At 47.2% G+C, this 25,365-nt stretch carries 20 protein-coding genes, 1 pseudogene and 1 CRISPR repeat array; all 21 genes and pseudogenes read right to left on the bottom strand.

The annotated features are described in order from the left end of the window. Positions 1 to 268: 268 nt before the first annotated feature. Positions 269 to 628: an IS66 family insertion sequence element accessory protein TnpB gene (gene tnpB / locus DFR60_RS19605; protein WP_110324528.1), complete on the bottom strand. Its 360-nt coding sequence runs from the start codon at positions 626 to 628 to the stop codon at positions 269 to 271. Further along, entirely contained in the window at positions 618 to 1,010 is a 393-nt protein-coding gene (gene tnpA / locus DFR60_RS19600; protein WP_110324411.1) for an IS66 family insertion sequence element accessory protein TnpA, read from the bottom strand. Before tnpA ends, tnpB begins: the two co-directional genes overlap by 11 nt. 116 nt (positions 1,011 to 1,126) lie before the next feature. Then, positions 1,127 to 3,033: direct repeats of the CRISPR family, unit length 33 nt; unit sequence ATTTCAATCCACTCCGCTATCGCTAGCGGAGAC. A gap of 174 nt (positions 3,034 to 3,207) precedes the next feature. Continuing rightward, the gene (gene cas2, locus DFR60_RS19595) at positions 3,208 to 3,498 is read right to left on the bottom strand and encodes a CRISPR-associated endonuclease Cas2 (protein WP_110324410.1); all 291 of its coding nucleotides are present in this window, start codon (positions 3,496 to 3,498) and stop codon (positions 3,208 to 3,210) included. Between the two features lie 15 nt (positions 3,499 to 3,513). Continuing rightward, positions 3,514 to 4,545, bottom strand: a complete 1,032-nt coding sequence (cas1c, locus tag DFR60_RS19590; protein WP_110324409.1) for a type I-C CRISPR-associated endonuclease Cas1c — start codon at positions 4,543 to 4,545, stop codon at positions 3,514 to 3,516. Further along, on the bottom strand, positions 4,542 to 5,210 hold the full coding sequence (gene cas4 / locus DFR60_RS19585; RefSeq protein WP_110324408.1) for a CRISPR-associated protein Cas4: 669 nt from the start codon (positions 5,208 to 5,210) through the stop codon (positions 4,542 to 4,544). Before cas4 ends, cas1c begins: the two co-directional genes overlap by 4 nt. Next, entirely contained in the window at positions 5,210 to 6,100 is an 891-nt protein-coding gene (gene cas7c, locus DFR60_RS19580; RefSeq protein WP_110324407.1) for a type I-C CRISPR-associated protein Cas7/Csd2, read from the bottom strand. Before cas7c ends, cas4 begins: the two co-directional genes overlap by 1 nt. A gap of 1 nt (position 6,101) precedes the next feature. Further along, positions 6,102 to 7,859: a type I-C CRISPR-associated protein Cas8c/Csd1 gene (gene cas8c / locus DFR60_RS19575; protein ID WP_110324406.1), complete on the bottom strand. Its 1,758-nt coding sequence runs from the start codon at positions 7,857 to 7,859 to the stop codon at positions 6,102 to 6,104. Continuing rightward, positions 7,856 to 8,515 (bottom strand): type I-C CRISPR-associated protein Cas5c, encoded by a 660-nt coding sequence (cas5c, locus tag DFR60_RS19570; RefSeq protein WP_110324405.1) that lies wholly within the window; start codon positions 8,513 to 8,515, stop codon positions 7,856 to 7,858. The genes cas8c and cas5c overlap by 4 nt, the downstream gene beginning before the upstream one ends. Positions 8,516 to 8,553: 38 nt before the next feature. After that, positions 8,554 to 10,737, bottom strand: coding sequence for a CRISPR-associated helicase Cas3' (gene cas3, locus DFR60_RS31485; protein ID WP_243005133.1), 2,184 nt, complete (start codon positions 10,735 to 10,737; stop codon positions 8,554 to 8,556). Positions 10,738 to 10,770: 33 nt separating this feature from the next. Next, positions 10,771 to 12,297: pseudogene (locus tag DFR60_RS31480) on the bottom strand (AAA family ATPase); the annotation flags it as partial. Positions 12,298 to 12,636: 339 nt separating this feature from the next. Next, the gene (locus DFR60_RS19560) at positions 12,637 to 15,066 is read right to left on the bottom strand and encodes a homocysteine S-methyltransferase family protein (protein WP_110324403.1); all 2,430 of its coding nucleotides are present in this window, start codon (positions 15,064 to 15,066) and stop codon (positions 12,637 to 12,639) included. A gap of 5 nt (positions 15,067 to 15,071) precedes the next feature. Next, positions 15,072 to 15,716, bottom strand: coding sequence for a vitamin B12 dependent-methionine synthase activation domain-containing protein (locus DFR60_RS19555; RefSeq protein WP_110324402.1), 645 nt, complete (start codon positions 15,714 to 15,716; stop codon positions 15,072 to 15,074). 41 nt (positions 15,717 to 15,757) lie between these two features. Then, positions 15,758 to 16,615 (bottom strand): methylenetetrahydrofolate reductase [NAD(P)H], encoded by an 858-nt coding sequence (gene metF, locus DFR60_RS19550; RefSeq protein WP_025531121.1) that lies wholly within the window; start codon positions 16,613 to 16,615, stop codon positions 15,758 to 15,760. A 34-nt stretch (positions 16,616 to 16,649) separates the two neighbouring features. Further along, entirely contained in the window at positions 16,650 to 17,522 is an 873-nt protein-coding gene (gene hflC, locus DFR60_RS19545) for a protease modulator HflC (protein ID WP_110324401.1), read from the bottom strand. Then, positions 17,519 to 18,664 (bottom strand): FtsH protease activity modulator HflK, encoded by a 1,146-nt coding sequence (gene hflK, locus DFR60_RS19540; protein ID WP_110324527.1) that lies wholly within the window; start codon positions 18,662 to 18,664, stop codon positions 17,519 to 17,521. Before hflK ends, hflC begins: the two co-directional genes overlap by 4 nt. A gap of 343 nt (positions 18,665 to 19,007) precedes the next feature. Further along, entirely contained in the window at positions 19,008 to 20,213 is a 1,206-nt protein-coding gene (locus DFR60_RS19535; RefSeq protein ID WP_110324400.1) for a hypothetical protein, read from the bottom strand. 47 nt (positions 20,214 to 20,260) lie between these two features. After that, positions 20,261 to 20,599: a hypothetical protein gene (locus DFR60_RS19530; RefSeq protein WP_110324399.1), complete on the bottom strand. Its 339-nt coding sequence runs from the start codon at positions 20,597 to 20,599 to the stop codon at positions 20,261 to 20,263. 119 nt (positions 20,600 to 20,718) lie between these two features. Further along, the gene (gene ftsZ / locus DFR60_RS19525; RefSeq protein WP_025531124.1) at positions 20,719 to 22,008 is read right to left on the bottom strand and encodes a cell division protein FtsZ; all 1,290 of its coding nucleotides are present in this window, start codon (positions 22,006 to 22,008) and stop codon (positions 20,719 to 20,721) included. A gap of 119 nt (positions 22,009 to 22,127) precedes the next feature. Next, positions 22,128 to 22,856, bottom strand: a complete 729-nt coding sequence (locus DFR60_RS19520) for a cell division protein FtsQ/DivIB (protein WP_110324398.1) — start codon at positions 22,854 to 22,856, stop codon at positions 22,128 to 22,130. After that, complete coding sequence (gene murA / locus DFR60_RS19515) at positions 22,853 to 24,103, bottom strand: UDP-N-acetylglucosamine 1-carboxyvinyltransferase (RefSeq protein ID WP_110324397.1); 1,251 nt, start codon at positions 24,101 to 24,103, stop codon at positions 22,853 to 22,855. Before murA ends, DFR60_RS19520 begins: the two co-directional genes overlap by 4 nt. A 91-nt stretch (positions 24,104 to 24,194) precedes the next feature. After that, positions 24,195 to 25,346: an FtsW/RodA/SpoVE family cell cycle protein gene (locus tag DFR60_RS19510; protein WP_110324396.1), complete on the bottom strand. Its 1,152-nt coding sequence runs from the start codon at positions 25,344 to 25,346 to the stop codon at positions 24,195 to 24,197. Positions 25,347 to 25,365 lie beyond the last annotated feature (19 nt).

Here is a 25,365-nt window from a genome sequence, read left to right as displayed (position 1 = left end):
CCTGTAGCGATTGTACCGCAAAACAAAAGAAAAAGCGAGCTACACAAAAACAGGCCCCGTCATTTTCACCATAGGATAAACACTCTAAAAAGCCGAAAAACTAAGAGTTTTTTCAGCTTTTTAGAGTACTTATCCACACAGCAGCCTGCTGCAGACAGGCACTCCATCATTGAATGAATGCATTAAAGCCTGGTTGTGGATAACTGCCGATTTGCCCGAGGCTGCGACGGTGGAACGATTTTTTGTTTTCTCCGTTTTGCACAATGCTTTACAGAAGATCCTGTGGCTGCACTTCTTGGATCGGATGTTTGGAGACAATCTCCAGCCCCTGCATCAATGCCTGATATTGTTCCGGGGTGATCTCCAATGCCTCTTCTTTTGTACGGGGCCAGCTGAAACCGCCAAGCTCCAGCCTTTTGTAAAGGAGAAGAAATCCATCACCTTCCCATACAAGCCCTTTTATGCGGTCATTGCGTCTACCGCAGAAGAGAAAAAGAATGTCCTTTTCATACGGATTAAGCTGGAAGTTAAATTTGACAATGGAAGCCAAACCATCGATCCCGCGCCGTAAATCTGTAAATCCGGCAGCGATATAAATCTTTTGGAATCCGGCAGCATTATTCAGCATTCAGGAACCCTCCGATCCGGGAAAGGAGAGCATCCGAAGCGGAATTCGATATTTCCAGGATAATCTCCCCTTTTCGAATCACGAGATCCGGATGGAAAACCGGATTCGCGCTCCGGGGAGATGAAGGGAGTTTGATTTCGGTAAAAGAGACCGTCCCCTGAGTCGTTGGCACCAGCGACGGGTGTGATGCGGCGGTTGTCGGTAATGAGGCCTTGGAATTCTCGAAAGCCTCCCTGCGCAGAATCTTCTGCCAGTAGAATAACTGCTTTTCTGAAATCCCATTGGCTCTGCACCAGGCAGTTTTGGACATACCGCTGTTTATGCATTCATTCAGGACTTTGGTCCAGTGCTCTGCACGGATCTGATGGGTGATCTTATCCATAAGATAGCTCCTTTAAAAAACTTGTAGTTTTCTGGAGTTATTATCTCATGGATAAATAAAACTAGCACGGTACTAATTATTTGCCGTATACGATGTTATTAAGTATATCAAGTTTTATTTCAATCCACTCCGCTATCGCTAGCGGAGACGCTACAAAGAAAAAACGGTCTACGGCGTTATGTGATTTCAATCCACTCCGCTATCGCTAGCGGAGACTGCGTCCTGCTTCCATTCTCCTGCAAATGCGGTATTTCAATCCACTCCGCTATCGCTAGCGGAGACAAGGGTAGATAAGCGTAATATTGTCATAACGCTATTTCAATCCACTCCGCTATCGCTAGCGGAGACATTACGAACTGGCGTACAGGAGATCACAGTTAAAATTTCAATCCACTCCGCTATCGCTAGCGGAGACTGTAGATAATCCCTTTCCTGCAACTTTACCCACATTTCAATCCACTCCGCTATCGCTAGCGGAGACCACAAAGAGAGATCAGGCAAAGATCATCTGGACTATTTCAATCCACTCCGCTATCGCTAGCGGAGACTATCTGGAAGGGGAAGATTTGCCGCTCTATTGAAATTTCAATCCACTCCGCTATCGCTAGCGGAGACATGTGGAGAGATAGCAAAATGATAATCCAACTGATTTCAATCCACTCCGCTATCGCTAGCGGAGACTATCTGGAAGGGGAAGATTTGCCGCTCTATTGAAATTTCAATCCACTCCGCTATCGCTAGCGGAGACATGTGGAGAGATAGCAAAATGATAATCCAACTGATTTCAATCCACTCCGCTATCGCTAGCGGAGACAACACTGTTCTATTCGTGGCTCCGGTATCTGACATTTCAATCCACTCCGCTATCGCTAGCGGAGACAGACAAACTCGCTGGAAGGCTGCTCTACTTCCTGATTTCAATCCACTCCGCTATCGCTAGCAGAGACGGATCGATTTATTTGATGCTGATGTAATTGCAACATTTCAATCCACTCCGCTATCGCTAGCGGAGACGCTATGCAGAGGCTAAACGGTTGCTAAAAAAGAATATTTCAATCCACTCCGCTATCGCTAGCGGAGACGATATTGGATTACGGGTATTTTACGCAGTCCATGAAGATTTCAATCCACTCCGCTATCGCTAGCGGAGACGGTTGCAGTCAATTTTGAATACAACATCGTAAAGAATTTCAATCCACTCCGCTATCGCTAGCGGAGACTACCGCTTATACAGAGAGATGATATTGATTGGGAATTTCAATCCACTCCGCTATCGCTAGCGGAGACGCAGTTATACGAAGGGTACCGCATTATCTCAGTTATTTCAATCCACTCCGCTATCGCTAGCGGAGACGGGCATTCATAACATCATCAACACCACGGTACATATTTCAATCCACTCCGCTATCGCTAGCGGAGACACAGGAGAGTACTACACAGATAATTTTCCCTTACGATTTCAATCCACTCCGCTATCGCTAGCGGAGACAAGAAGCTAAAACACAAAGCCCGGTAGCTACAGATTTCAATCCACTCCGCTATCGCTAGCGGAGACCCGGATATCTCCAATAAAAGCGATGCATAATTTATTTCAATCCACTCCGCTATCGCTAGCGGAGACCCGTGGGTGAGGAAGTTCCGGTCTAGTATTACCCATTTCAATCCACTCCGCTATCGCTAGCGGAGACCATTTACATATGACAGTGGAGGCGTCAACTTACAATTTCAATCCACTCCGCTATCGCTAGCGGAGACAAAGATGCCATCGGCCTGATCGTTATCAGTCAGGCATTTCAATCCACTCCGCTATCGCTAGCGGAGACCTTAATCTGATCGTAGATGTCCCGATAAACCTTTATTTCAATCCACTCCGCTATCGCTAGCGGAGACGACAATGACAAATAGCAGATACATAGTACAAAGATTTCAATCCACTCCGCTATCGCTAGCGGAGACAGATCCGGAACCCGTAGACCCAGAAACACCAATAATTTCAATCCACTCCGCTATCGCTAGCGGAGACAGCAAATTCGCACATATTATACCATATAACCAGCAATAATCATGCGCAATTTGCACACATTTCATTAAATCAATATATCCAATTTCCCAATTTTCCCTTCATAACCCCAAAATTTCCGGTGCGAACCTACAAGGGAATTTATGATCACTTCCGGTTCGCACCATAAATTCGCTTCTAAAAGATAAGAGGTTTTTCTACATTTACTCCCTTCTCTACACCAAAATGTTCCACCTTCGTGTCATGTTTGTTACCCAAATAATAAAACCTCAGACTGTCAACATTCACATCAATCAGATCTTTTAACACCGCTTTTAACATCACGCACTGGGCATTATCCACAATACATTCAAAAACTGAATTTTGTACCCTGGTACCATAGTTTACACATTGCTTTGCAACTTTACGCAACCTTGTCTTTCCCGCAGCGGTCTCGGTATTTACATCATAGGTAATCAGCACTAACATTTTGAAAAATACCTCCTACTTCCAGAAAAATGGCGGATACTCATCCATATCTCCTCTTAGATATCGTGCCAGCAGCATTGCCTGAACAAACGGAATCATCCCCCACTCCACCTTTTCACCTAAATAAGGATGTGTGATAACTTCCTTTTTTCTATTTTGCCACTCTGTCAGTAGTTGCTTTCTGACCTGGTCCGTCATAATAACAGCGCCATCTTCCTTCTTAGAAAAATCTTTACCGCTAACCATTTTTCGATTGATCAGCCCTAATACAAAACGATCTGCGAGCACTGGACGGAGTTCTTCGATCAGGTCAAGAGCCAGCGACGCCCTCCCTGGCCTATCCGTATGCATGAAGCCCACATAGGGATCAAGCCCAACCGTTTCCAGCGCAGAAGCCACCATATTTGTTAAAAGAGTATATACAAATGACAGCATGGCATTTACATTGTCTAACGGCGGCCGTTTATTTCTCCCGGAGAACTTAAAATCTTTTTTCTGCTGTAAGATCAATTGGTCAAAGACTCTAAAGTAAACACTGGCCGCTTCTCCTTCATATCCCCTAAGCTGAGCCATGTCCGTACACTCCAAAACATAGTTTAATGACTGCTGCATAAATGCAGACGCACGCTTCAGCGCCTCCACATCGACCTGTAAACCATGATCCCGAGTGGCGCGCTCCAGAACCCATTTTCCGTTATAAATCTTACCCAGAATACAATTCTTTGCCACTCCCAGGCTAAAATCAGCATTTTCAGAAGCTTCATACTGCTTCTTTCGTAATACGACATTTCCCCTGACACTGCCGGTTACTCGCGCCAGGAATTTTCCCTGAGGTGTCATAAAACACAGAGAAATATCACGCATCGCGCAGCCGCCCATAAGGGCCGGGCTAACCCCTCTGTAGCCAAAGCAGACAATCGCTTCAAGATTATGCAGGGGAACCCGCCCCAGTTCCACCTCTTTATCCAGAATCACGACATTTTCGCCATCTACTGAGAGATAACTATCCGGAGAAGTCACATACAAAGTATTTAACAGTTTTTTCAAGGCGTTTCCTCCTCCATAATTTTCTCGCGCACATATTCCTTCACAGAAGGCGTTTTCCCCAGCTTCGGCATACAGATATCATTCAAAGAACAGGCGTTACAGCTTTTGGACCATTTTACATTAGGAGTATACTGCTTATCAAATAGTTGATGCATTTCCTGAAAATACTTCCTTACCTGAGTTCTCAAATCCTCTGTGAACAAAATCTTTTCTCTGTGCCGTATCTCGCCGTAATAAATGGCCCCTTCCGCAATTTCCGCGGAAAGCATTTCCTCCAAACACATGGCCTGTGCGGTAAGCTGTAACATATCGATGGGAATATCTTTCGGCTTTCCTCTCTTATACTCGATCGGGTAAACCCGAAATAGTCCCCTGTGCCCATAGAGCGGAACGCCCTCCTCCGCTCTGTGAAACTCTACAATATCACAACTCCCGGATATCCCCATCGTTCTGGACTGCACCGGCAATCCCCGGCTGGTAATCACATCCGACCGTTTCTCTGTGGCCCAGGTATCATGGGCACGTTCATGGAGCAACTCCCCTTCTGCAGTTCTCTCATTCTCCTGCCATTGCTGCTCAATATGAATCAGCGCCCACTGTCTCCTGCAAAACGCAAAATGCTGGATTCCGGAAAGCATCAGGTAATCCTCTTCTTTATAATCCATCATATTTTCCTTAATACTTCTACTGTTTCCGGAATCTGCTCCTCATGGATGGTAATCGTATAATCGCTGTATTTTCTGGGATAATCCACATCGTCATGTTTCTTCACTTCTATCGCATCAAACAGCTTATACGCCGGGCAGTCGCCTAACTCTTTGCTGTGTTTAAACACAATCAGTTCCCGGACAGCCATCTTTCCTCTGGCCGCGGAATGATCGATTTCAAACATATTGATGATTGCTTCCCACAGAAGCTCTAGATCCTCTTCCGAAAAACCGGTGACCTTTCTCGCTAAGTTCGCCGATATGTATCCTTCTGTCCGGTACAATGCATAGGGTACAATATTCTTTCGCCCCATTTCCGTACTTTTCGTTTCGGCATCTTTTTCCGTGGTAATCGCTACTCTGGTAATCGTCACTTCCTGACTGACAATCGGATCAATGCTTCTGGAAAATCCCAACTGCACCGGTCCCCGGACCTGTCCGCAGTTCAACGCAGCCTTTACAAAGGTTGTCATCACCGCGCCAAACGTACGGATATCAAAAAAATTACGGCACATGAATTCACGAATCTTCCGATCCACCTCCGGATCTTTCTTCTTTAAATCTTTTATTCCTTTATCATCAGTCCCCAGGTATTCATAGGCAGTATTATCGCTTCTGTTTAAGGGAACATCTTCTTTAATGTATATTTTATAGCCTTCGTTGTCCTCTTTCACAGTCTCCACGTAATTACGGATCTTGCGCTTTAAGCAGACATCTGTCACGATTCCATAACCACTTTCCGGATCAATTCTGGGAAGATTTCCCGCATCAGGGTCACCATTGGGATTTCCATTTTCTACATCAAATAAGATTACAAACTCATACCGGTTTTTGATTACATCTGCCATCTTACACTTCCTCCTTTGACTTTTTCTCATATCTCTTCTGGGTCTGATGATAATATCCCAATATAAATCTGCCCTGAGCATCTAAATTCAACCGCTTCGGTATTTCCGTTATCTTACTCTGAAGAGCCCCAAGCATTTTTTCATAGTAAATTTCCTTGCCTTTATTGTTTATCCTTCGCAAATGACTATTTTTCAGTTTAAACAAAATCGGAAAGATGGATGCCGGAGTTGCACACGCAGAATTAAAATACTTATCTTTAATGGTTGCGTTAATTTCCTTATTGGCATCCTCCTGTATGGCTTCCAGCACAGCAAATTCCTGACCCAGTATATATGCAACATCATTGCTGTTATCGTTCACTTCCATGGTAATTTCCTCCTCACTGCCTCCTCTGTTTTTTAACAGAAACGCCTTGATCATAGCGGCTCTTCCCCGCGTAATTTTATAACTGTGGCTGTCGCTGTCATCCTGTTCTGACCGTATTCTTCCGATCACCGCCTGATACATGCTTTCCGGGTAATTACTTCCCGAAATAACAGCCCGATACAGACTTCCCGCCATATTGGGAGCCGGTTTCTTATCCTTTGACTTCTTGTTCACCGTCTCAGACAACAGTCTCCATACTCCCAGATACTCCATACGGTCGCCTGCCGGCCTCACAATACGCAGCCTGTCGTAATGATCTTTCACATGCCGCAGAATATTTCCGAAGCTGTCCTGATAGAAAAATCGTACAGACAGCCTCGCCGCATTGGGAGACAGTCCCAATATATAGAATTTCTGATCCATGGAAAGGCTTTCTTCCACATCACTTACATCCACCGCCTTGCCTGCCGCCAGGTTTTTGAACACCCCAGCTACAATTTCCTGATTATCTGCCGTTGGCTCCATCATAAAAGAAAATGTCCGGTTATACGCCTCTTCTCCATCTTCCGCCCAATAGACGACCGCCGTATCACCGATCATCGTCATATGATCCCTGTCCGCCAGGAGATAATTTAAAGCAGTTGTATACGCATAAGCTGCATATGTGCTGACCGGCGCATTATAACTCTGTTCTTTTCCATACGATTCAAAAGCCGATGCATTAAACGATACCAATGCGGCCCCACTGGACTGGGCGCCCGGTACGCCTTTTATTGTTCCATGAATCCTCGCAATCTCTGCCTGTTTCCCTGTCACAAGACAGATTCCTTCCGTTCCTTCTCCCGGCTGCTGTCTGTATGTTTCCCAGGCTGCTTTTATAGCAGGGTCCTCCTGAACAAACTCGTCTCCAACAAAGAAAATCAAATTTCCCCCTGCCAGAATTTCTTCCAGTACCTCCGACAGCGCAGCATGCTCCATGGCTTTTTCCGGCTTCCAGGTTTTAAAATACAGAATCACCGCCCTGGCTGCCCTGCTGTCCACATCTTCCAGAATCTCCAGATGTTTCTCTTTTGCCGCCTCAAAACACTCCAGAGAACGTTCCGGCTTTCCTTTATTATCAATTCCAAGCAGATAACTGGAATTATCACAAAGGAAATTGGCCGAAACCCCAGAAGAACGGGCTACCATCTGCGGAACCCTCCAGATCGAAGGCACTTCGACCGTCTTCTTCCCCCTCTCGTCAGATCTTCTTAGCGGAATAACGCGGATCAGTTCTCCTTCTTCCGAAAGCTCCAAACCAAAAGACACCTTTGCCGAACACCAGCCCGGACTGGTTATTTTCCCCTTTCGCTCCAGACTCTCATAATATGTTACCAAAGACTGCAGGATCATCGCACCACCTCCTGATCCCGGACATCCAACACTCCGTCCTTTAATACAGCCCGAAAAAACATTGGCTGTATATCTTCCGGATTGGTATAGTCAAAATCATAGAGCATATAGCCTAAATCCTTTTCCACCCCTTGATATTCCGTAACCACAGTATCGTCCTCACAGAGTTCAAATTTAGCAGGAAATTCCCGGCAGCCGAAGTATGGCGTATGGTAACATTCTCCCCGCCTCAGCCTCCGCATGATAATATCTTTGAATTTCCCCGGATTATCCTCATCGCTGGCATGTTCTGTCATGTCAAAATGTGCCTCGATAACATAGTCTACATCCCGAAGCAGAATTGCCGCCCTCTGGACGATCTCCTGGCGGCTGCTGATAAACAGAGGCTTATTTCCTCCGTTCATTACCGTTAAAGCGCTGCTGGCTAAAACCTTGCTTTTCACCTCGTTTCGGCGTATGCTGGTAAACCGAATTGGATTTCTCACATAAATCCTGTCAATGACCCATTTCATTCCGGGATGCCAGTAGACTGCTTCCAATATACCTCTCGCTGCCGAAGGCGTGATCACATCGTAACTGCATCGTTCCACTTTCATCTCCGGACGGGTAAAGAGAGCCAAATCCCCCCAAACCCGTACCCGTACACCACGGCTCATGTTTGTCCTCCTTCCAATCGCGTTCTCTTATCTCAAAATTATAAGAAAACCGCCTCCCCTCTTTCAACATTCAGAACCAGACCCATTTCCTCTGTGTACTGATCTGAGTTTCTCAAACGATAGAACTTTAACTCAAGCGCTTCCAATTTACCTGCGCCGTTTAATTTCTCAAAATCCTGTTCATATATGTTAACACAGTAATGGCCCGCCTCCCGGACAAGCTGTCGGGAGTGTTCACCACGGCGTATACGCGCAACAATCTCCTGTGCTTCCGGTTCCCGATCAATCAAAATCGTTTTTGTACTGCCATCTTCTATTAAAGAAAACGCTTTTGCAACATCTGCAAAGGGAAACAAACCGGTACGCCCTCCCTTTTCCAATTGATCCACGATCCCTTTTGTATCCAATCCCCTGTCGCCCTTATAATAATACAGGCGTTTGAAATAATCATGAATCGCCTCCAGAGACGCAATGTCATCATATTTCTCTGCCGTCTGCTCCGCAGCGGCAATAGGCTGTTTCAATTCTGAAGGAAGACGGATATTCTTTGGCTTTTCCAGAGTAAATACCATCGTATGGCAGTCATCTTTCCTTCTTTTGCCTTCACGATTGCATCTTCCAGCCGCCTGAATGACAGAATCGATGCCAGCCAGTTCCCTATATACCGTTTGAAAATCAAAATCTACCCCAGCTTCAACAAGGCTGGTAGCGATCAACCTGCATGTTTTTCCGTCTTTCAATCGATCCCTTATTTCCTGCAGCAGCTTCTTTCGGTGCTCCGGGTACATCAGTGTAGATAAATGATACGTTCCCTCTTCTTTTACCGCCTCGTAAATCATTTGTACCTGCCGTCTGCTGTTTAAAATGCACAGTACCTGATTTTCCTGTCTTAACAGGGCAGCTAACTGCTCATCCGATAGGTTCCCTTTATCCTGAATATCTGTTCTTTTAAAAAACTCATACTGTCCTTTTACATCCGGGCATATTTCCTGGCATTTCATAGTATCCGGAAAAAACTGCTGCAAGGACGGCTGGGTTGCGGTACATAATACTGCGCTGCAGCGATAATTGACAATCAATTCGGTAATTGCCCGTATACATGGCTGCAAATATGGTACCGGCAGCATCTGTGCCTCATCAAAGATCACAACGCTGTTGGCAATATTATGGAGTTTTCTGCATTTTGATGTTTTATTTGAAAACAGGGATTCAAAAAATTGAACATTGGTCGTTACGATCACCGGTTTGTCCCAATTTTCCGCAGCCAGCTGGGACCGCACCAGTTCCTCCTCGCTCTCGAATACCACATTGCAATGATCTTCCAAAACGTTTTCGCACCCCAGAATATACTTAAATACAGCCGCATTCTGCTCAATAATACTCGTATATGGAATTACATAAATGATATGCTGCTTGTCATGCCGGATAGCATGACGGAGGGCGAATGCTAGAGAAGAAACTGTCTTGCCTCCGCCAGTAGGCACCGTCAATTGAAAGAGTCCAGACGGCTCCTTTCCCTTTTCCAAACACGCTTTTAAAATTTCCGTTCGTCTCCCATTAACCGTATTTCTGTCGGTATTCGTAAGCCAGGGCATTATGTAGTCCTGTACACGTTGGAACAGACTGCTCATTGTATCATATGTTCCGCGAGGCACCGGATTTTCAGACATAAAACCTTCCGTATCCAGATAATCGGCATCAACCAGACATGAAAACAGCATACGAATGAAAAACGAGGCAGTAAAACCAAATTCTCCCAAAGGCTGCAGGGGCGGGACCGGAAAATCAGGAATTTCTATTTCTTCTTCGTAAGCATGATAATCTTCAAGCCCCTTTTTCATCCTTCCCATAAAAGTAGCTTCTCCTGCGCAATCGGCACGAGTCCCGCCATTCAGCAATCCCGAATGGTGGCCAGAAATGCAGTAGGCCGCATACATATTTTTTCTTTTATATAATTCCCGGGCACCTGCCGTCGCATGGTCCGTGATGCTTCCTCCATAAAGACGCTTTTGAAATTTGTCTGAATATTTTCCGATATCATGGACCAGGCCACAGCCGTATCCCCATTCCTTACAGCTGAAAGAAGAGGCAAAATCACCGGCAAGATGTGCGGTTCCATGACAGTGGGCGGCGATCGTTTGCTCCCTCATCTTATCTGAACTTATATGTGCCAGATACTCGTTATCACCTCCTTTTTTATATGTATCTTTAAAAAAATCCATAATTTCAATCCTACATTCATGTTTTTTCTTATCTTTTTTATAATTAATTCCTACCAAATAAACTCTATTTACTTTATTTTTTAAAACACTGGGATAATCCCTATTTTTTATCTGGTCGATCGCCTCTTCTACAGTTCCATTATATTTTAATTCTAAAATAATACCAGGATTCCCCAATCGCTTAGGGTGTAAAATACAGTCCGCATATCCTTTTCCTGTTTTTTCTTCAAAATTCAAATCATATTCTTCTAAAGCAGCATAAAATGCTAAATGAATAACACATTTTAAAGTATTTTCGTTATTGTACTCTTTAAATTCCTGCATTCCGTCATGGACGACTTCTAACATATCTGCCACTTTAGCTTCTTCCTGATTCAAGACAGCAGTCAACAAATCTTTGGATTGTTTTAAAAGCTTTGGTACTGTAGCCCATGACATTTTTTTAATCGTCTTAGAAAACTCAATTCTAACTTCTTTATTGGGTATACTCACTTTTCCATTACTATAAGTTAAATACCCCATATGAATTAATGCTGTGAATATCTCATCTTTACTTCTAAAGCTGTCCCAATCGTTTAAAAAGCCCAGAACACCAACCGCTTCACTGTTCCCAGTAAATAAATTTGTCAAAGATTCTATCAGGCCGTCAAAATCCATGGTAATATACTCTTCTAACTCTGTATACCCCCCTGTATTATTCCAATAATCGCTGCATTCTTTTCCTTCTAAAGCATCTTTTACGGAACAAGGATTATACATTTTCCCTACTCCCGATAACAGATAGCCTCCATACCATTCCCCCAATTCTTTCTTGTCCATAGCCGTATTTTCGCATAACAAAGTTATTTCCTGATCCGTAAAACCAAAATAAGGGGCTGTTAGACCAGGATCCAGCATTGTATATTCTTTAAACATATTGAGAGCGGATCCTGTATTATACTTTTTAATTGGCAAAATTCCAGTCATATATACCAATTCAACGTAATTTCTGTCTTTAAAAAAGTGTTTTAGAAAGCTTAAAAATAAAGCCTGCTCTCTTTTTTCTCCTTTATGAAATCTGAAAACACAATCCCATTCATCAATCAAAAATATAAATTTATCTCCATATAATTGCCTTATTTTATCAAAAACAGATATCAAATTTTCATCAGTACCTGGAATTTCAGAATATTTATTTTTCATATCCACGAGCAAATTAAATGTAAATTCTTTAATTCCTTCAGGCACTGTTCCTTGTTCAAAATAATCAGTAAAATTAATATAAATTACATTATGGCAATTTAAATGTTCTTTATATGTTTGAGTTTCCTTAATTTTGAGATTATTGAATAGATAGTCCGCGTTCCCCTCTTTGGTATAATAGGAAGCCAGCATCTCCAATGCCGTAGTTTTCCCAAATCTTCTAGGCCTGCTAACGCAAATGAACTTTTCTTTTGTTGAAATCTTTTGGTTTATTTCTTTAATTAACAAAGACTTATCCACAAAAAAAGAACCTTTTTTTGCATCCCTAAAACCATCAGTAATATCGCATCGATTTAAAAAGCGATAATATCCTTGCATAAATCACCTCCGTTTAGGTTAATCCGGCAATATATTACTATCATTTTGTACAATATAAGTTTACTATATTTTATTTTATAAGTCAATTTATACAATTTTAAGCCTATCCTAATAAATGTCTGTCCCATTTAATTTATTTACATTTTTATTAATAATATCCTCATGAGTATTTGAGCACCGCATTATTGGGCGACCATTGCAAGTATTTTATATCCCACAAAGACAGAAGAAAAAAGACAACAGCCTCCTTTTAAGAGGCTAGTTGTCTACAAATTAAATAGTCGTTATCAAAAACCATTGTTCTTTTTACATCTAACATACTCCACTACCGCTACCCATTCATTCGACCGCAAACACACTCTCCGCATAATTCACAGAAGCCATCGCATCCCTGCAATACCGGTCTGCCCCGATCGTCTTTGCATAATCCTCAGTCAGAACTGCGCCTCCCACCATCACCTTTGTTTCAGGAGCCGCTTTCTGCAGCTGCCTTATGGTCTCTTCCATACTCGGAACCGTAGTCGTCATCAGTGCGCTGAGTCCTACCAGCTTCACTTCCTGCTCTACGGCGGTCTCCACCACCAGCTCCGGAGGCACGTCCTTACCTAAATCAATGACATCATAGCCATAGTTCTCCAGAAGCACCTTGACAATATTCTTTCCAATGTCATGAATATCACCCTTGACTGTCGCAAGAATGATCTTCCCCTTCTTTTCCTCTTCCTTGCCCGACTTCGCCAGTTGCTCCTTAATAACTTCAAAAGCCGCCTTAGCCGCTTCCGCGCTCATCAAAAGCTGAGGAAGGAACACTGTGCCCTTCTCAAAACCTTTCCCGACACGGTCTAAAGCCGGAATCATTTCCTCATTTATGATAATAAGAGGCTCTAGCGTCTTTAAGAGCTCCGTAACCGCCTGATGCGCACTCTCTTTTAATCCTCTCTCAATGCTCTCCGCAAGCGAAGCAGACATCACCGTTCCATTCCCGTCCGCTTTCCCGGAACCGCCACCCTGGCGCACCGTCTGCCCCAAAGTCGTCACCTGGCCGCTGTAGACGCTGATATATTCACTGCACTGCGGATCTAAATCCGCCAGCACCCGGAAGCTGTAATAGGAACGCATCATGGCCTCGGAATTCGGATTGATAATCGCTGCGTTCAGCCCATTCTGCAGCGCCATAGTGAAAAATGCCGCATTGACAATCTCACGCTGCGGCAGCCCGAAAGAAATATTGGAGACGCCCAGAATCGTTTTTCCTCCAAGCTCATCCCGCACTCTCCTCACCGTTTCCAGTGTGGTAATTGCTCCCTTACTGTCTGAGCTGACCGTCATGCAGAGTGCATCGATGATGATATCCTTCTTCTCAATCCCGTATTCCGCCGCCTTCACATAGATCTTTTCCGCTACTCTCAGGCGCCCGTCGGCAGTCTCTGGAATTCCGTCTTCGTCAAGCGCCAGCGCAACTACAACACCGCCATACCGCTTCACCAGAGGAAATACCGCCTCCATCACTTCCTGCTTGCCATTGACCGAGTTAATCAAAGGCTTGCCGTTGTAAACACGCAGAGCCCGTTCCATCGCCTGAATATTAGAAGTATCGATCTGAAGAGGAAGGTCGATGATGCTCTGCAGCTCCCTCACCACCTCTTCCATCATCGCTGCCTCGTCGATCTCAGGCAGTCCCACATTCACGTCCAGTACGTGCGCTCCGTTGTCCTGCTGAGTCACACCCTCACGCAGAATATATTCCAGATTGTGGTCCCGGAGCGCCTGTTTGAACTTCGATTTTCCCGTCGGATTGATCCGCTCGCCGATGAGTACGGGATTCTTGTCGATAACCACTGCCTGCGCATAGGAAGAAATGACTGTCCTGTTCTTTTTCTCCGGCATACGTGCCGGCAGGTCCCTGCAGAGTGCAATGGTCTTCCGAATATGTTCCGGAGTCGTTCCGCAGCAGCCGCCCACAATGCAGGCTCCCATCTCCACGATCTCTCTCATGGTCTCTGCAAACTCATCCGCATCAATATCATAGACGGTCTTACCGCCTTCACTCCTCGGAAGTCCGGCGTTTGGATTAACAATCACCGGAACGGATGCCGCCTTCATGATATCAGCCAAAATCCCTTTCATCTGAACCGGGCCCAGACCACAGTTTATTCCCAGGGCATCCACGCCCAGCCCCTCCAACAGCGCCACAGTAGACTCCACGGTGCCTCCAGTCAGGAGTTTTCCCTTGCTGTCAAAGATCATCGTGGCAAAAACCGGAAGATCACAGTTTTCCTTAGCAGCCAGAACGGCCGCCTTTACCTCATAGCTGTCACTCATAGTTTCTATCAAAACAAGGTCAGCGCCTTCGCGCACACCGATTTTAACGACGTCAGAGAACAGCCCGTACGCTTCCTCGAACCCCAAATCACCAAGCGGCTTCAAAAGCTTTCCCGTAGGTCCGATATCAAGAGCGATAAAGCCCTTTTTTCCGGCTTTCCCGACAGCATTCTTCGCATTTTCCATGGCCGCTGTCACAATCTCCTCCAGCCCATATTCACTGGAATCGTTAAATTTAAGCCCGTTCGCTCCAAAGGTATTTGTCTTGATGATGTCGGCTCCCGCCTCCAGATAATCGTAATGCAGCTTTGTCACAATCTCCGGATGAAGGATATTCCACGTCTCCGGCAGTTCTCCCGGCTTCAGTCCATTAGCCTGCAGAAGGCTTCCCGTACCGCCGTCGAAAAATACGATTCTCTTCCTGATTTCTTCCATTAACTCTGTCATATCCCTTATCCTCTCCTGTACGCGCAGTCTGTTTTCGAACATAATTCACAGCCCCTCACCTCACAGCGGTGAGGCTTCGGGCTCACTCCCATCACCGCGGTCACGGATTTGGAAGGAGTCATCAAAAGGCTGTCTGTAAGCATAATTCCGATCCTCTTGGCCGTCTCTAAAACGGCGATGATATCCCTCTGGCATTCCAGGGGGAAATCCCCGTATCCAGGGCTGAACCTGGGCCGCAGAAAGAGTCCTTTTTTCTCAAAGGACTCTTTCAGTTCCGTATTCACCTCGTCACAGTACGACTCAATCATGGCTGTGGCCGCCGCCTGCATGGTCACTGCCTTGCTCATCTGGAGCTTTGTATACTTACGGATCAGGGAATCTGCCTCTGCCCCAAGGGTAGCGGCAAATAAAATGACCTGTTCGCAGTCCTTCAAATTACGGCTGAGACTCCGGCTCTTCGTCCGAAACACCGTGAAATCCAGTTCTTCTTCCGACATAAACAGGAAAGGATATACTCTGTATATGCTTTTCGGCGACGCTGCCGCCTCCAGCTCCTCCACACATTCTTCAATCAGCTTCGAAACCTTCTCATCCGCTTCCTGTCTGCCATATCCCAGATACCTTCGAATCTCTCTCCGGTTAATTTCCATGCATATCACTCCACTTCTCACCGGGACCCGCTCTCAATTCATTACAGAATTTCCGACAGGTTCTCCTTTATTTTTGCCGCCACATCCGGCTTATTCATGGAATACACGTGAATCGCGTCCACTCCATTGGCAATGAGATCGATAATCTGCTCCGTGGCATAGGCGATCCCCGCCTGTTTCATAGCCGCCGGATTATCCCCGAACCGGTCCACAATCGCTTTAAACCGCGACGGCAAATACGTTCCTGAGAGCTGGCAGCTGCGGATGATCTGCTTTACATTCGTCACCGGCATAATTCCCGCCACGACAGGCACCGTAATCCCTTTCTCCCGGATCCGGTACAGATAATTATATAAGATATTATTGTCAAAGAACATCTGGGTAGTCACAAAGTCACATCCGGCTTCCACCTTCTGCTTCAGATAGTCCATATCGATGGTTTTGCTGACCGATTCCACATGGCCCTCCGGATAACAGGCCGCTCCGATGCAGAAATCGCCGCAGGCCTTGATCTCCCGGATCAGCTCCGAGGCAAAACGGTAATCCGATGCCACAGGCCCTTCCTTCGGGATATCCCCCCGCAGAGCAAGGACATTCTCAATTCCCGCGGCCTTTAACTCTTCCAGCACCTCGTGCACCTTTTCTCTTGTGGAGGAAACGCACGTAAGATGGGCCAGCGCCGTCACCTGGTACTCATGATGCAGGGTGGAGGCGATGTCCACCGTATACTGGCTCGTACCGCCTCCTGCTCCATACGTCACACTCATAAAGGCCGGATTCAGCTTTGCAATTTCTGCCGCCGCCTTTTCTACGGACTCGTACTTATCTTCCGTCTTCGGAGGAAACACCTCGAAGGATAACGTGGGCTTTCCCTGCCCCAGTATGTCTTTGATCTTCATATCGTAAATCTCCTGTCTTTCGTAATATCCGCCCTTACTGCCCCATAAAAATCCGGGCAATCGGCGAATCTGCGGGCAAAATCAGCGTATTGCTGTCTCCCTTTAGAGAAGCCCGCGCCGCTTCCAGCGACCTGGTGTAGGAATAAAAATCAGCCTTCTGCGGATCGCGGTACGCCTCCGCCATAATTCTCATGTACTCGGCCTCACCATCCGCCGTAATGGCCGCCGCCTGTGCTTTCGCATCGGAAATGCTGATGGCAATTTCGCGGTCTGTTGTATTTCTGATCTTCTGAGCCTCAGCCTGGCCTTCTGCGGTATAGGTAGCCGCGATCTTGTCGCGCTCCGAAATCATACGCTCATAAACCGCCGCCTTATTATCGGCAGGCAGATCCAGCCGCTTTGTCTCTACGGCCAGAAGCTGGATTCCGTATTCAGCCATGCTGTCGCCGACATTTGTCATAATGGCCTGAGACAGTTCTCCATCCCGGCCGCTGATTACCTCATTCTGACTCATGCTGCTGATTACATTTTTAACGGAGTTATAAACCACCGTATCGATTCTCCCCTCCGCGTTCGCTACAGAAGAATTGAGCGTCTGCGCAAACTTGAGCGGATCTGTAATGCGCCACAGCACATAGCTGTCGCTTAACATGGTCTTCTTATCCATGGTAATCACGTCAGACGCTGCAAGATCATACAGGAGGATCTGTTTCGGCAGCGTGTCCGCTGTCTGAATAAACGGAAGCTTCAGTGTAACTCCCGCGGTATCGATGACCCGCTCCACCCGGCCGAACTGCCGGATCAGCTTATACTCATTTTCATTCGTTACTACAACTGAACCTAATAATACTATAATGACGGCCAGTCCTGCAATAGTTCCAGTCACTTTTTTCAATGTTTTTTTCATTCTGCTGCCTCCTCTGCCCCATGCTCTGTCTGGCTTTCCGTGCTCTGAGTTCCCGATCCGCCCTGCTTCATGCCGCTTTTTCCATCATTTCCTGTACGATCTCCCTCACTGCTTCCCACGCCATTTCCTGCACTGTTTCCCAGTGAATTCTGTCCCGTCGCGTTATTTCCCGCACCCTGGGACGCTGCAGCTCCTGCTGCGCCCGTAAAGCTGTCTAAAGGCAGGATCGTATCCGTCTTGCCGGTACCGTCGATGATCACCTTCATTCCCGGCAGCACGTCCTCCATAGCCTCATAGAACATGCGCTTTCTTGTCACTTCCGGATTTTTGCTGTATTCCTCGTACATGGCGTTGAACTTCGCCACCTCCGCGTTAGCCTCGTTGACTCGCTGCACCTTTGAAGACTCTGCCTCCTGCAGAATCTTATCCGTCTGTGCCGTAGCCTCGGGAAGCTTTTCATTGCGGTACTTGTTTGCATTGTTAATCGCCGTTTCCTTACCCTGTTTGGCAGTCTCCACAGCCTTAAACGCCTCCATCACCTCCACTGTCGGCGGTTCGGAATCCTGGATCGTGACGTTCACCACGGAAAGTCCCACGTCATGCTGTTCCAGCTTATTCATAACCATCTCTTTCACCTTGGACTGTATCTCATTTTTCCCGGTCGTCAGCACCGAATCCACATCGTAGCTTCCGATGACGGTACGGATACAGCTTCTGCTGATATTCTGCAAAATGGTGAATGGGTCCTGAGACGCATACACGGCCTTCACCGGATCCACCACCTTATATTCCACGAAAAAGTCCACATTTACAAAATTGTAATCACTGGTAATCATCAGAGAGTCCGCTTCCTCCGACTGGTTATCCGATGGATCGTAACCGATAGCCACGCCCTGTATGGTGGTATTCACCTTCTGTACCCGCTGAATAAACGGAATCTTAAAATGCAGCCCGGGCTCCGCAACCGTCTTCGCCGATCCAAGGGTTGTAAGCACCGCCTGCTCCTGTTCCTGAATGTTATAAACAGAGCCAATCCCTATGACAGGTATCGCTATCACCAACACCGCTATCACTCCTGATTTCTTGAGCAGACCTGTTATCTTTTTCAACTTTGGTTTCTTGTTGGGATCAAATGTTTCCATATTTTCTCCGCCTTTCTTTCTGTCGTTTTCTGGTTTCTCTCGTAAAGGGCATGGAAAACGCGGCCGCGTTACCTTTATGCAGACTATGAAGTCCCATAAAGCATGCTTTCTTATGTAATAAAAAAAGACCTTTACTGACAGCCATCTGGTTATCAATAAAAGTCTTGCACATTTCATAAGTATGCGGATAAAGGTTCCTTTATCGTTCTGACGCAATCTTATCCAGCCCCGGGGCTGGAAGCTACTCCCTCTTACGATTGATGATACTATATCACAATCCGGTTATATTGTCAAGAAAATATCATACCCGGCACCATTTCTTCCATACACTGAACTCCCTGAGCTACAACTCCGAGCCCAGCTCAGGATCGTTATACGATACATAGACATATAGGGCGTCTTCATCCTCGTATTTGTAAATTTCAATGATAAACAGCCCTTTATAGATATAGCTGCTCTGCCCCTGCTGCACAATATCTCTGGCTTCCTCCATAATCTCATCGGCCTTCCGGTCTTCCGCCGCGATTCCGCCGCTTTCCTCCGTGGCAGTCAGGAAGCACTCCAGAAAGGCAAGGGAGGCTTCGCTGCTGTAAAGCCTGGTCCTATAATCATGAAGTTCATTGGTCGCAGTGTCGTAGTTCAAGTCGATATACTGGTCCGTGTATTCGTCATCCCGCATTTCACTCAGACTATCCTCCAGATAGAGACTTCTGATACTTTCAAAATAAGATATATCGTCATATAAGTAATTGTCTGTATAGAGTTCATCGGATTCCAGCTTATAGCCAAAGTCAGAATTCTCGACAGCAGCCAGCAGCTGCTCACTCACATAAGTACCATCCACTGGAAAATGGTAGTAAGCCATACACGGTTTACCCGCTTCCATCACTTCCTCATCGCTCATCTCCGTAAAGTCGGATTCATAATCATAATTATATGCCTCTGTCGTCTCCGCAACTCCCTTGAGGTAATCACTTAAGTAGCTCTCTAAGTTTGTAAAAGTAACCATGGCAATTGTAACAAGGCCGACAGCAGCCATGATCAGTATGGGTTTTCCCACATTACTTTTCTTGCCCTCCGGCTTCATACTTCCGGTCCCTGTCGGACGGCTTCCTGCTCCATAACCGCCTGAGGCTGTACGATACGCCCCGGAACCTGCTGCGGTCTCTGGAAACCTGTTTCCCATCGGATGGCTTCCGCCCTGCTGCAGTACCTGCCCCGGCGTTCCCGCCTGCTCCGATGATCTTGTCTGTCCCTGCTGGGATGCTCTCCCCTGTGTCCGGCCTCCATTGGAAGTTCCTGCGCCCGAAAAAGGCCTCTGAACAGGCTTATTTGGAGCCGGGCTGGCAGGATGACTGCTTTCCCCGTGGTGATCCGCCTCCAGATATGGATTATGGAAGCCACACTCCGTCTCATGCTCCGGATGTCTCTCATTGAGATAGTAATCCACGTTCTGCGTATAGGGATTTCTGATCACCCTTCTGCAGCGCGGACAGTAATTCCCCGCGTTCACAGGAAGGTCACAGACCGGGCACATCTTCTTCTTCATCGCATTTTCCCCCTCTTTCTCCTTTGTATTATAAAGCTCACAGCTCCTTATCCAAGCACGAGATGAGCCACCGCGATCTCATCGTCCTCGCGGAAGCCCTGTGCGCAGACCAGGATATTGTATACATACTGGCTATCCAGCCCTGTCATTTCCGAAATCTTCTCGATGTTGTTTCCCTGCATAGTCAGCTCCATCACACGGTGTACGTCCTCCGCAGTCTTCTTTAAGAGCTCGTCGTGATTGGACTGAAGCTTCAGCCCATCCGTCTGTAAATCCTCTTCTGTAATAAAATCTTCCAGGGACAGCTTTTTCTCCCCTTCCCCGCTCTTATAATACTCTTCCGACATCTCCCAGTCTTCACCCTGGTTTTTCTTTTCTTCCGACATAAAGTATCTCCTCCGTTTAAAACAAGGGGTGCTGCAGGTAGTCCTAGCGCTTTGCTAAGGCTATCTGCAGCACCCCCCATTATTCAATACTGTGTTACCACGCGGCGCAGCACAGCATCTTATCTCTTGTTCTTTAAGAAATCCGGAATATTGATCTGAACTTCTCTGTTTACGGTTGGTCTGTAAGGCTGTCCGGCACCCTGGGAAGCACCTGGTGCACCGGCCTGTCCGCCATAATTTGGCTTGTTGTAGTTTGGATTGTATCCCTGGTTTCCATAGTTTGGATTGCCGTAGTTCGGGTTATAATTCGGATTGTAAGCAGGTGCGGTTGCCGCAGCTTCCTGATTTGGGTTAGGATTCTGGTTCTGCGCCGGCTGTGCCGCCGGTTTCTGCGGTCTCGTATAGCCGGTTGCGCTGCCGCCGAAGCTTGTCATGACCTTGCCGACAGGAGTCTCATTCCCCATATCGAGGCCGGTAGCAATAACGGTAATGCTGGCTTCATCCTGAGCCGTCTCGTCATACATGGCACCGAAGATGATGTTGGCTTCGTCTCCTGCCATCTCCTGAACGTAGCTGGCCGCTTCGTTGGCCTCGATCAGGCTGATATCGCCGGAAATATTGATGATAACGTGGGAGGCACCCTCGATGGTGGTCTCCAGCAGCGGACTGGATACGGCCTGCTTCACGGCATCGAGAGCCTTCTCGTCGCCCTTCGCCTTGCCGATACCGATATGTGCGATGCCTTTGTCCGTCATGACGGTCTGGACATCGGCGAAATCCAGGTTAATCAGGCCTGGAACGTTGATTAAGTCTGTAATGCCCTGTACTGCCTGCTGAAGGACTTCATCCGCCTTCTTTAACGCATCCGGCATGGTGGTACGCCTGTCCACAATCTCAAGCAGACGGTCGTTAGGAATCACAATTAAGGTATCAACGCTCTCTTTTAAGCGCTCGATACCTGCGATCGCATTCGACATACGTGTCTTCGCCTCAAAGCGGAACGGCTTTGTGACAACACCGACTGTCAGAATCCCCATATCTTTTGCAATCTTGGCAACAACGGGAGCCGCACCGGTTCCTGTTCCGCCGCCCATACCACAGGTAACGAACACCATGTCCGCGCCCTTCATGGCCTGAGCCAGTTCCTCAGAACTCTCCTCGGCAGCCTTCTCACCGATCTCAGGCTTTGCGCCTGCTCCGAGTCCCTTTGTCAGTTTCTCTCCGATCTGCATAGCCGTAGGGGCCTTGCAAAACTGAAGTGCCTGCTTGTCTGTATTAATTCCGATGAATTCTACACCGGCGATACTCTCATCAATCATACGGTTTACCGCATTGTTTCCGGCACCGCCCACACCGATTACCAGAATTCTTGCAGCATTATCCGCCTCATTTATCTTAATCTCTAACAAGATTATATCCTCCTTTAACCATAAACAGCTTACTCTATAGACCTATCTAATATAATATTTGATTTTACCGAAAATATCAACCACTTTTTCAACAAAATTATAAGTTCTGAATGGAAATTTTATTTATTTTTTACAAACCGGTACGATGTGGCCGTCTCAGCCTCGTCATATGTATCGAGATACAGCGTCCCAGAAAGGCCGGTCAGCACGGGAAGCTGATCCTTCAGCTCGGAAATCTTGCCGCTCATCTGGTCGTTGCTTCCGAGATAGACGGTGATGTCCCCCAGGATTAAACTGGCGTTGCCGTGAGTATCGTACTGGATCCTGTCCACCGTAATCTCATGCGTCGACAGCAGCTGCGTCAGATTCAGGATCTCATCGAAGATCCTGGTGTTTTCCACGGGAAGGGGCTGATGCAGGGCGATATGGCCGAACTTCAGTCCTGTTACCCATGGAATTCCCGGGAGCTTATTGCTGGAGCTCTCCACGATGATACCGTCCTTGTCGAAATACATATAACTTCCCATATAGGAGACGTATCCGACCACGCTCTTCTCGTATACGATGATTTCCACCCTCGTCGGGCTCTGGAATACGATTTTATAGTCTTCTACAAACGGAATCTGTTCGTGTTCCTTAAAATGATCTTTGTAAAAGCAGTAAATCGTATTCCGGTCCCACTTATCCTTAAACAGCAGACCGCGCAGTTCATCGGCGGTATACTGTTTATTTCCCGTTACTGTAATCTCTGTAATCCGGATGGACATTAAGATTACCGCCAGTAAGACGATAACCGCCGCCACAATTCCGATTACGATTCTTCGTTTGCTTTTTTCTGGTCTTATCATTCCATTCCTCTAATCACAGCGCCAAGGCTCTTTAAATCCCGGCAGATATCTTCATACCCCCGCTCGATGTGGCTGCAGTCTGTAATCTGCGTCACACCACGGGAGGCCAGACCCGCGACCACCAATGCGGCGCCGCCGCGTAAATCCCTGGCCCTCACGACTGCGCCCGTTAAAGGGTACAGCCCGCGGATCTCCGCCCTGTTATCCTCTATTATAATATCTGCGCCAAGTTTCTGCAATTCTTTTACAGTGCCAAATCTTCCCTCAAATACAGTTTCTTCCATACGGCCGGTTCCCTCAGCGGCGGCCATCACCGCCATCATCGGCGACTGTAAATCCGTCGGAAACTGCGGATAAGGACCCGTCACAACCGAATAATCCGCCGGGCGCCCTGTCATGGTCACGGAAATGAGGTCGTCATACCTCCGTATGGCGGCTCCCATCTCCTCCGCACAGCGCAGCACCGCCTCCATATGGGATGGCCGGATTCCCGTCAGGGTCACACACCCCTCCGCGGCCATGACCGCACAAAGATAAGTGCCGGCCACAATCCTGTCGCCGGTTACGGTAAATATGGAATCATGCAGGCTAAGTACCCCTTCAATGACCAGTGTTGAACTTCCCACCCCGTGGATCCTGGCTCCCATGCCGATTAAAAACAGGCACAGTTCTTCGATCTCAGGCTCTCTGGCGGCGCCGTGAATCACGGTCACACCATCCGCCAGCACGGCGGCCATGAGGGCGTTCTCTGTCGCTCCCACGCTGGGAAACGGGAAGTAGATGTCGGCTCCCGTCAGTTCATTGGCCGTGACTAAAAGCTCCTCTCCGTCCTCTTCCACCCGGGCCCCCAGCGCGTCAAGCGCCGTCAAATGCAGGTCAATGGGCCTTTCCCCGATAGAGCAGCCGCCGGGAAAACTGGTAACGGCTCTCTTCATCCGTCCTAACAGCGGCCCTGAAACAATGATCGAGGAACGCATACTCTTCACAAACTCTTTCGGTATTTCCGTCTCTGTAACTACGGATGCATCAATCTTCAGCCGGTTTCCTTCCAAACGGCATTTACAGCCGATACTGTCAAGTATCCCCAGCATACAGAACACATCCTGTATCCTGGGGACATTTTCTATCACTGTCGTGCCTTTATGAAGAATTGCCGCCGCCATCATGGGCAGAACGGCATTCTTGGAACCCTGGATCTTTATCTCACCTTCTAAGGGCGTAAGCCCCTGGACTTCTATGACCGACAATCCGATACCTCCCGTGGCTTCTTATATACTATCCTATGTAAAAAGCGGGAAAAAGGTTATCACATTCCGCCGAATAAAATGAGGGGGACTTTCACCTTTCCAGACGTATCTGATTGGAAACGCTCAAAACCATGCCCATTTCCATCATCAGGAACAAAACCGACGTGCCTCCGTAGCTGATAAAGGGAAGCGTGATTCCGGTGTTGGGAATGGTGTTGGTAACTACGGCAATATTTAAGATAACCTGGATCGCAATGTGCCCCATGACACCTACGACCAGCAGGGCACCGAATAAATCCGGCGCGTTGTCTGCAATCAGCATAAACCGGTAGATCATGAACAGAAAGATCAGGATCACCGACACGGCTCCGAAGAGCCCCAGTTCCTCACAGATGATGGAGAAAATCATATCATTCTGCGCCTCGGGTACGAATCCCATCTTCTGGATACTCTCCCCTAAGCCTCTTCCCACCAGTCCTCCGGAACCGATGGCGTATAACCCCTGAAGCACCTGATAGCCGCCGGTGGACGGGTATTTCTCCGGCTCCAGCCAGACGAAGATACGGCTTAACTGATACTCTTTTAACAGACCGATCTTCTCCAGGGCGGTCGCAATGGGACCGGCAAACGCCAGCACCCCCACGCCCGCGAATCCGCAGGCAAAAAACGGCCATTTTTTCTTACATGCCACAAACAGCATGACAAACGCGATTCCTGCAATGATAATACCGGAACTTAAGTTGTTGGCTGCTACTATTCCGGCGATAGGCAGCGTGGTGACAATCACCAGCAGCACGCCTCTCTTTTCGTTGATATTCTTGCCCATCTGCACGATCATGGATGCCAGCATGACGATCAGGGCGATCTTTACAAACTCTGTTGGCTGAATTGAGGCGCCGCCCACTCCGAGCCAGCGCTTCTTACCGTTTCTCTCGATACCAAACAGTGCGGTGGCAATCATCAGCACATAGGAAAGGACGTAGGCCAGAACGGCAAATCTTGCGTACCAGTGGTAATCCATCTTGGAGATAATCAGCATGATGACAAATCCGGCCAGTGCAATCTTCGCCTGTCTCATCATAAAATAGGCCGCATCATCATACTTTATCTGGGCAGCGTAGGAGCTGGAACTGTATATCATAACCAGACCGAACACGGTCAAAAATATCACCGTAAACAGCAGGCTGTAATCATAAAAACGGCGCGGTTTGTTTTTCTTCTTGTTAGGCCTGTTTTCCGCCATCTCATTCCTCCTCGCCAAA

It is taken from the genome of Hungatella effluvii (assembly GCF_003201875.1).
Taxonomy (GTDB): Bacteria; Bacillota; Clostridia; order Lachnospirales; family Lachnospiraceae; genus Hungatella; species Hungatella effluvii.
The sequence above is the reverse complement of the archived record's forward strand: the minus strand, read 5'-3'. Positions and strand labels throughout refer to the sequence as shown.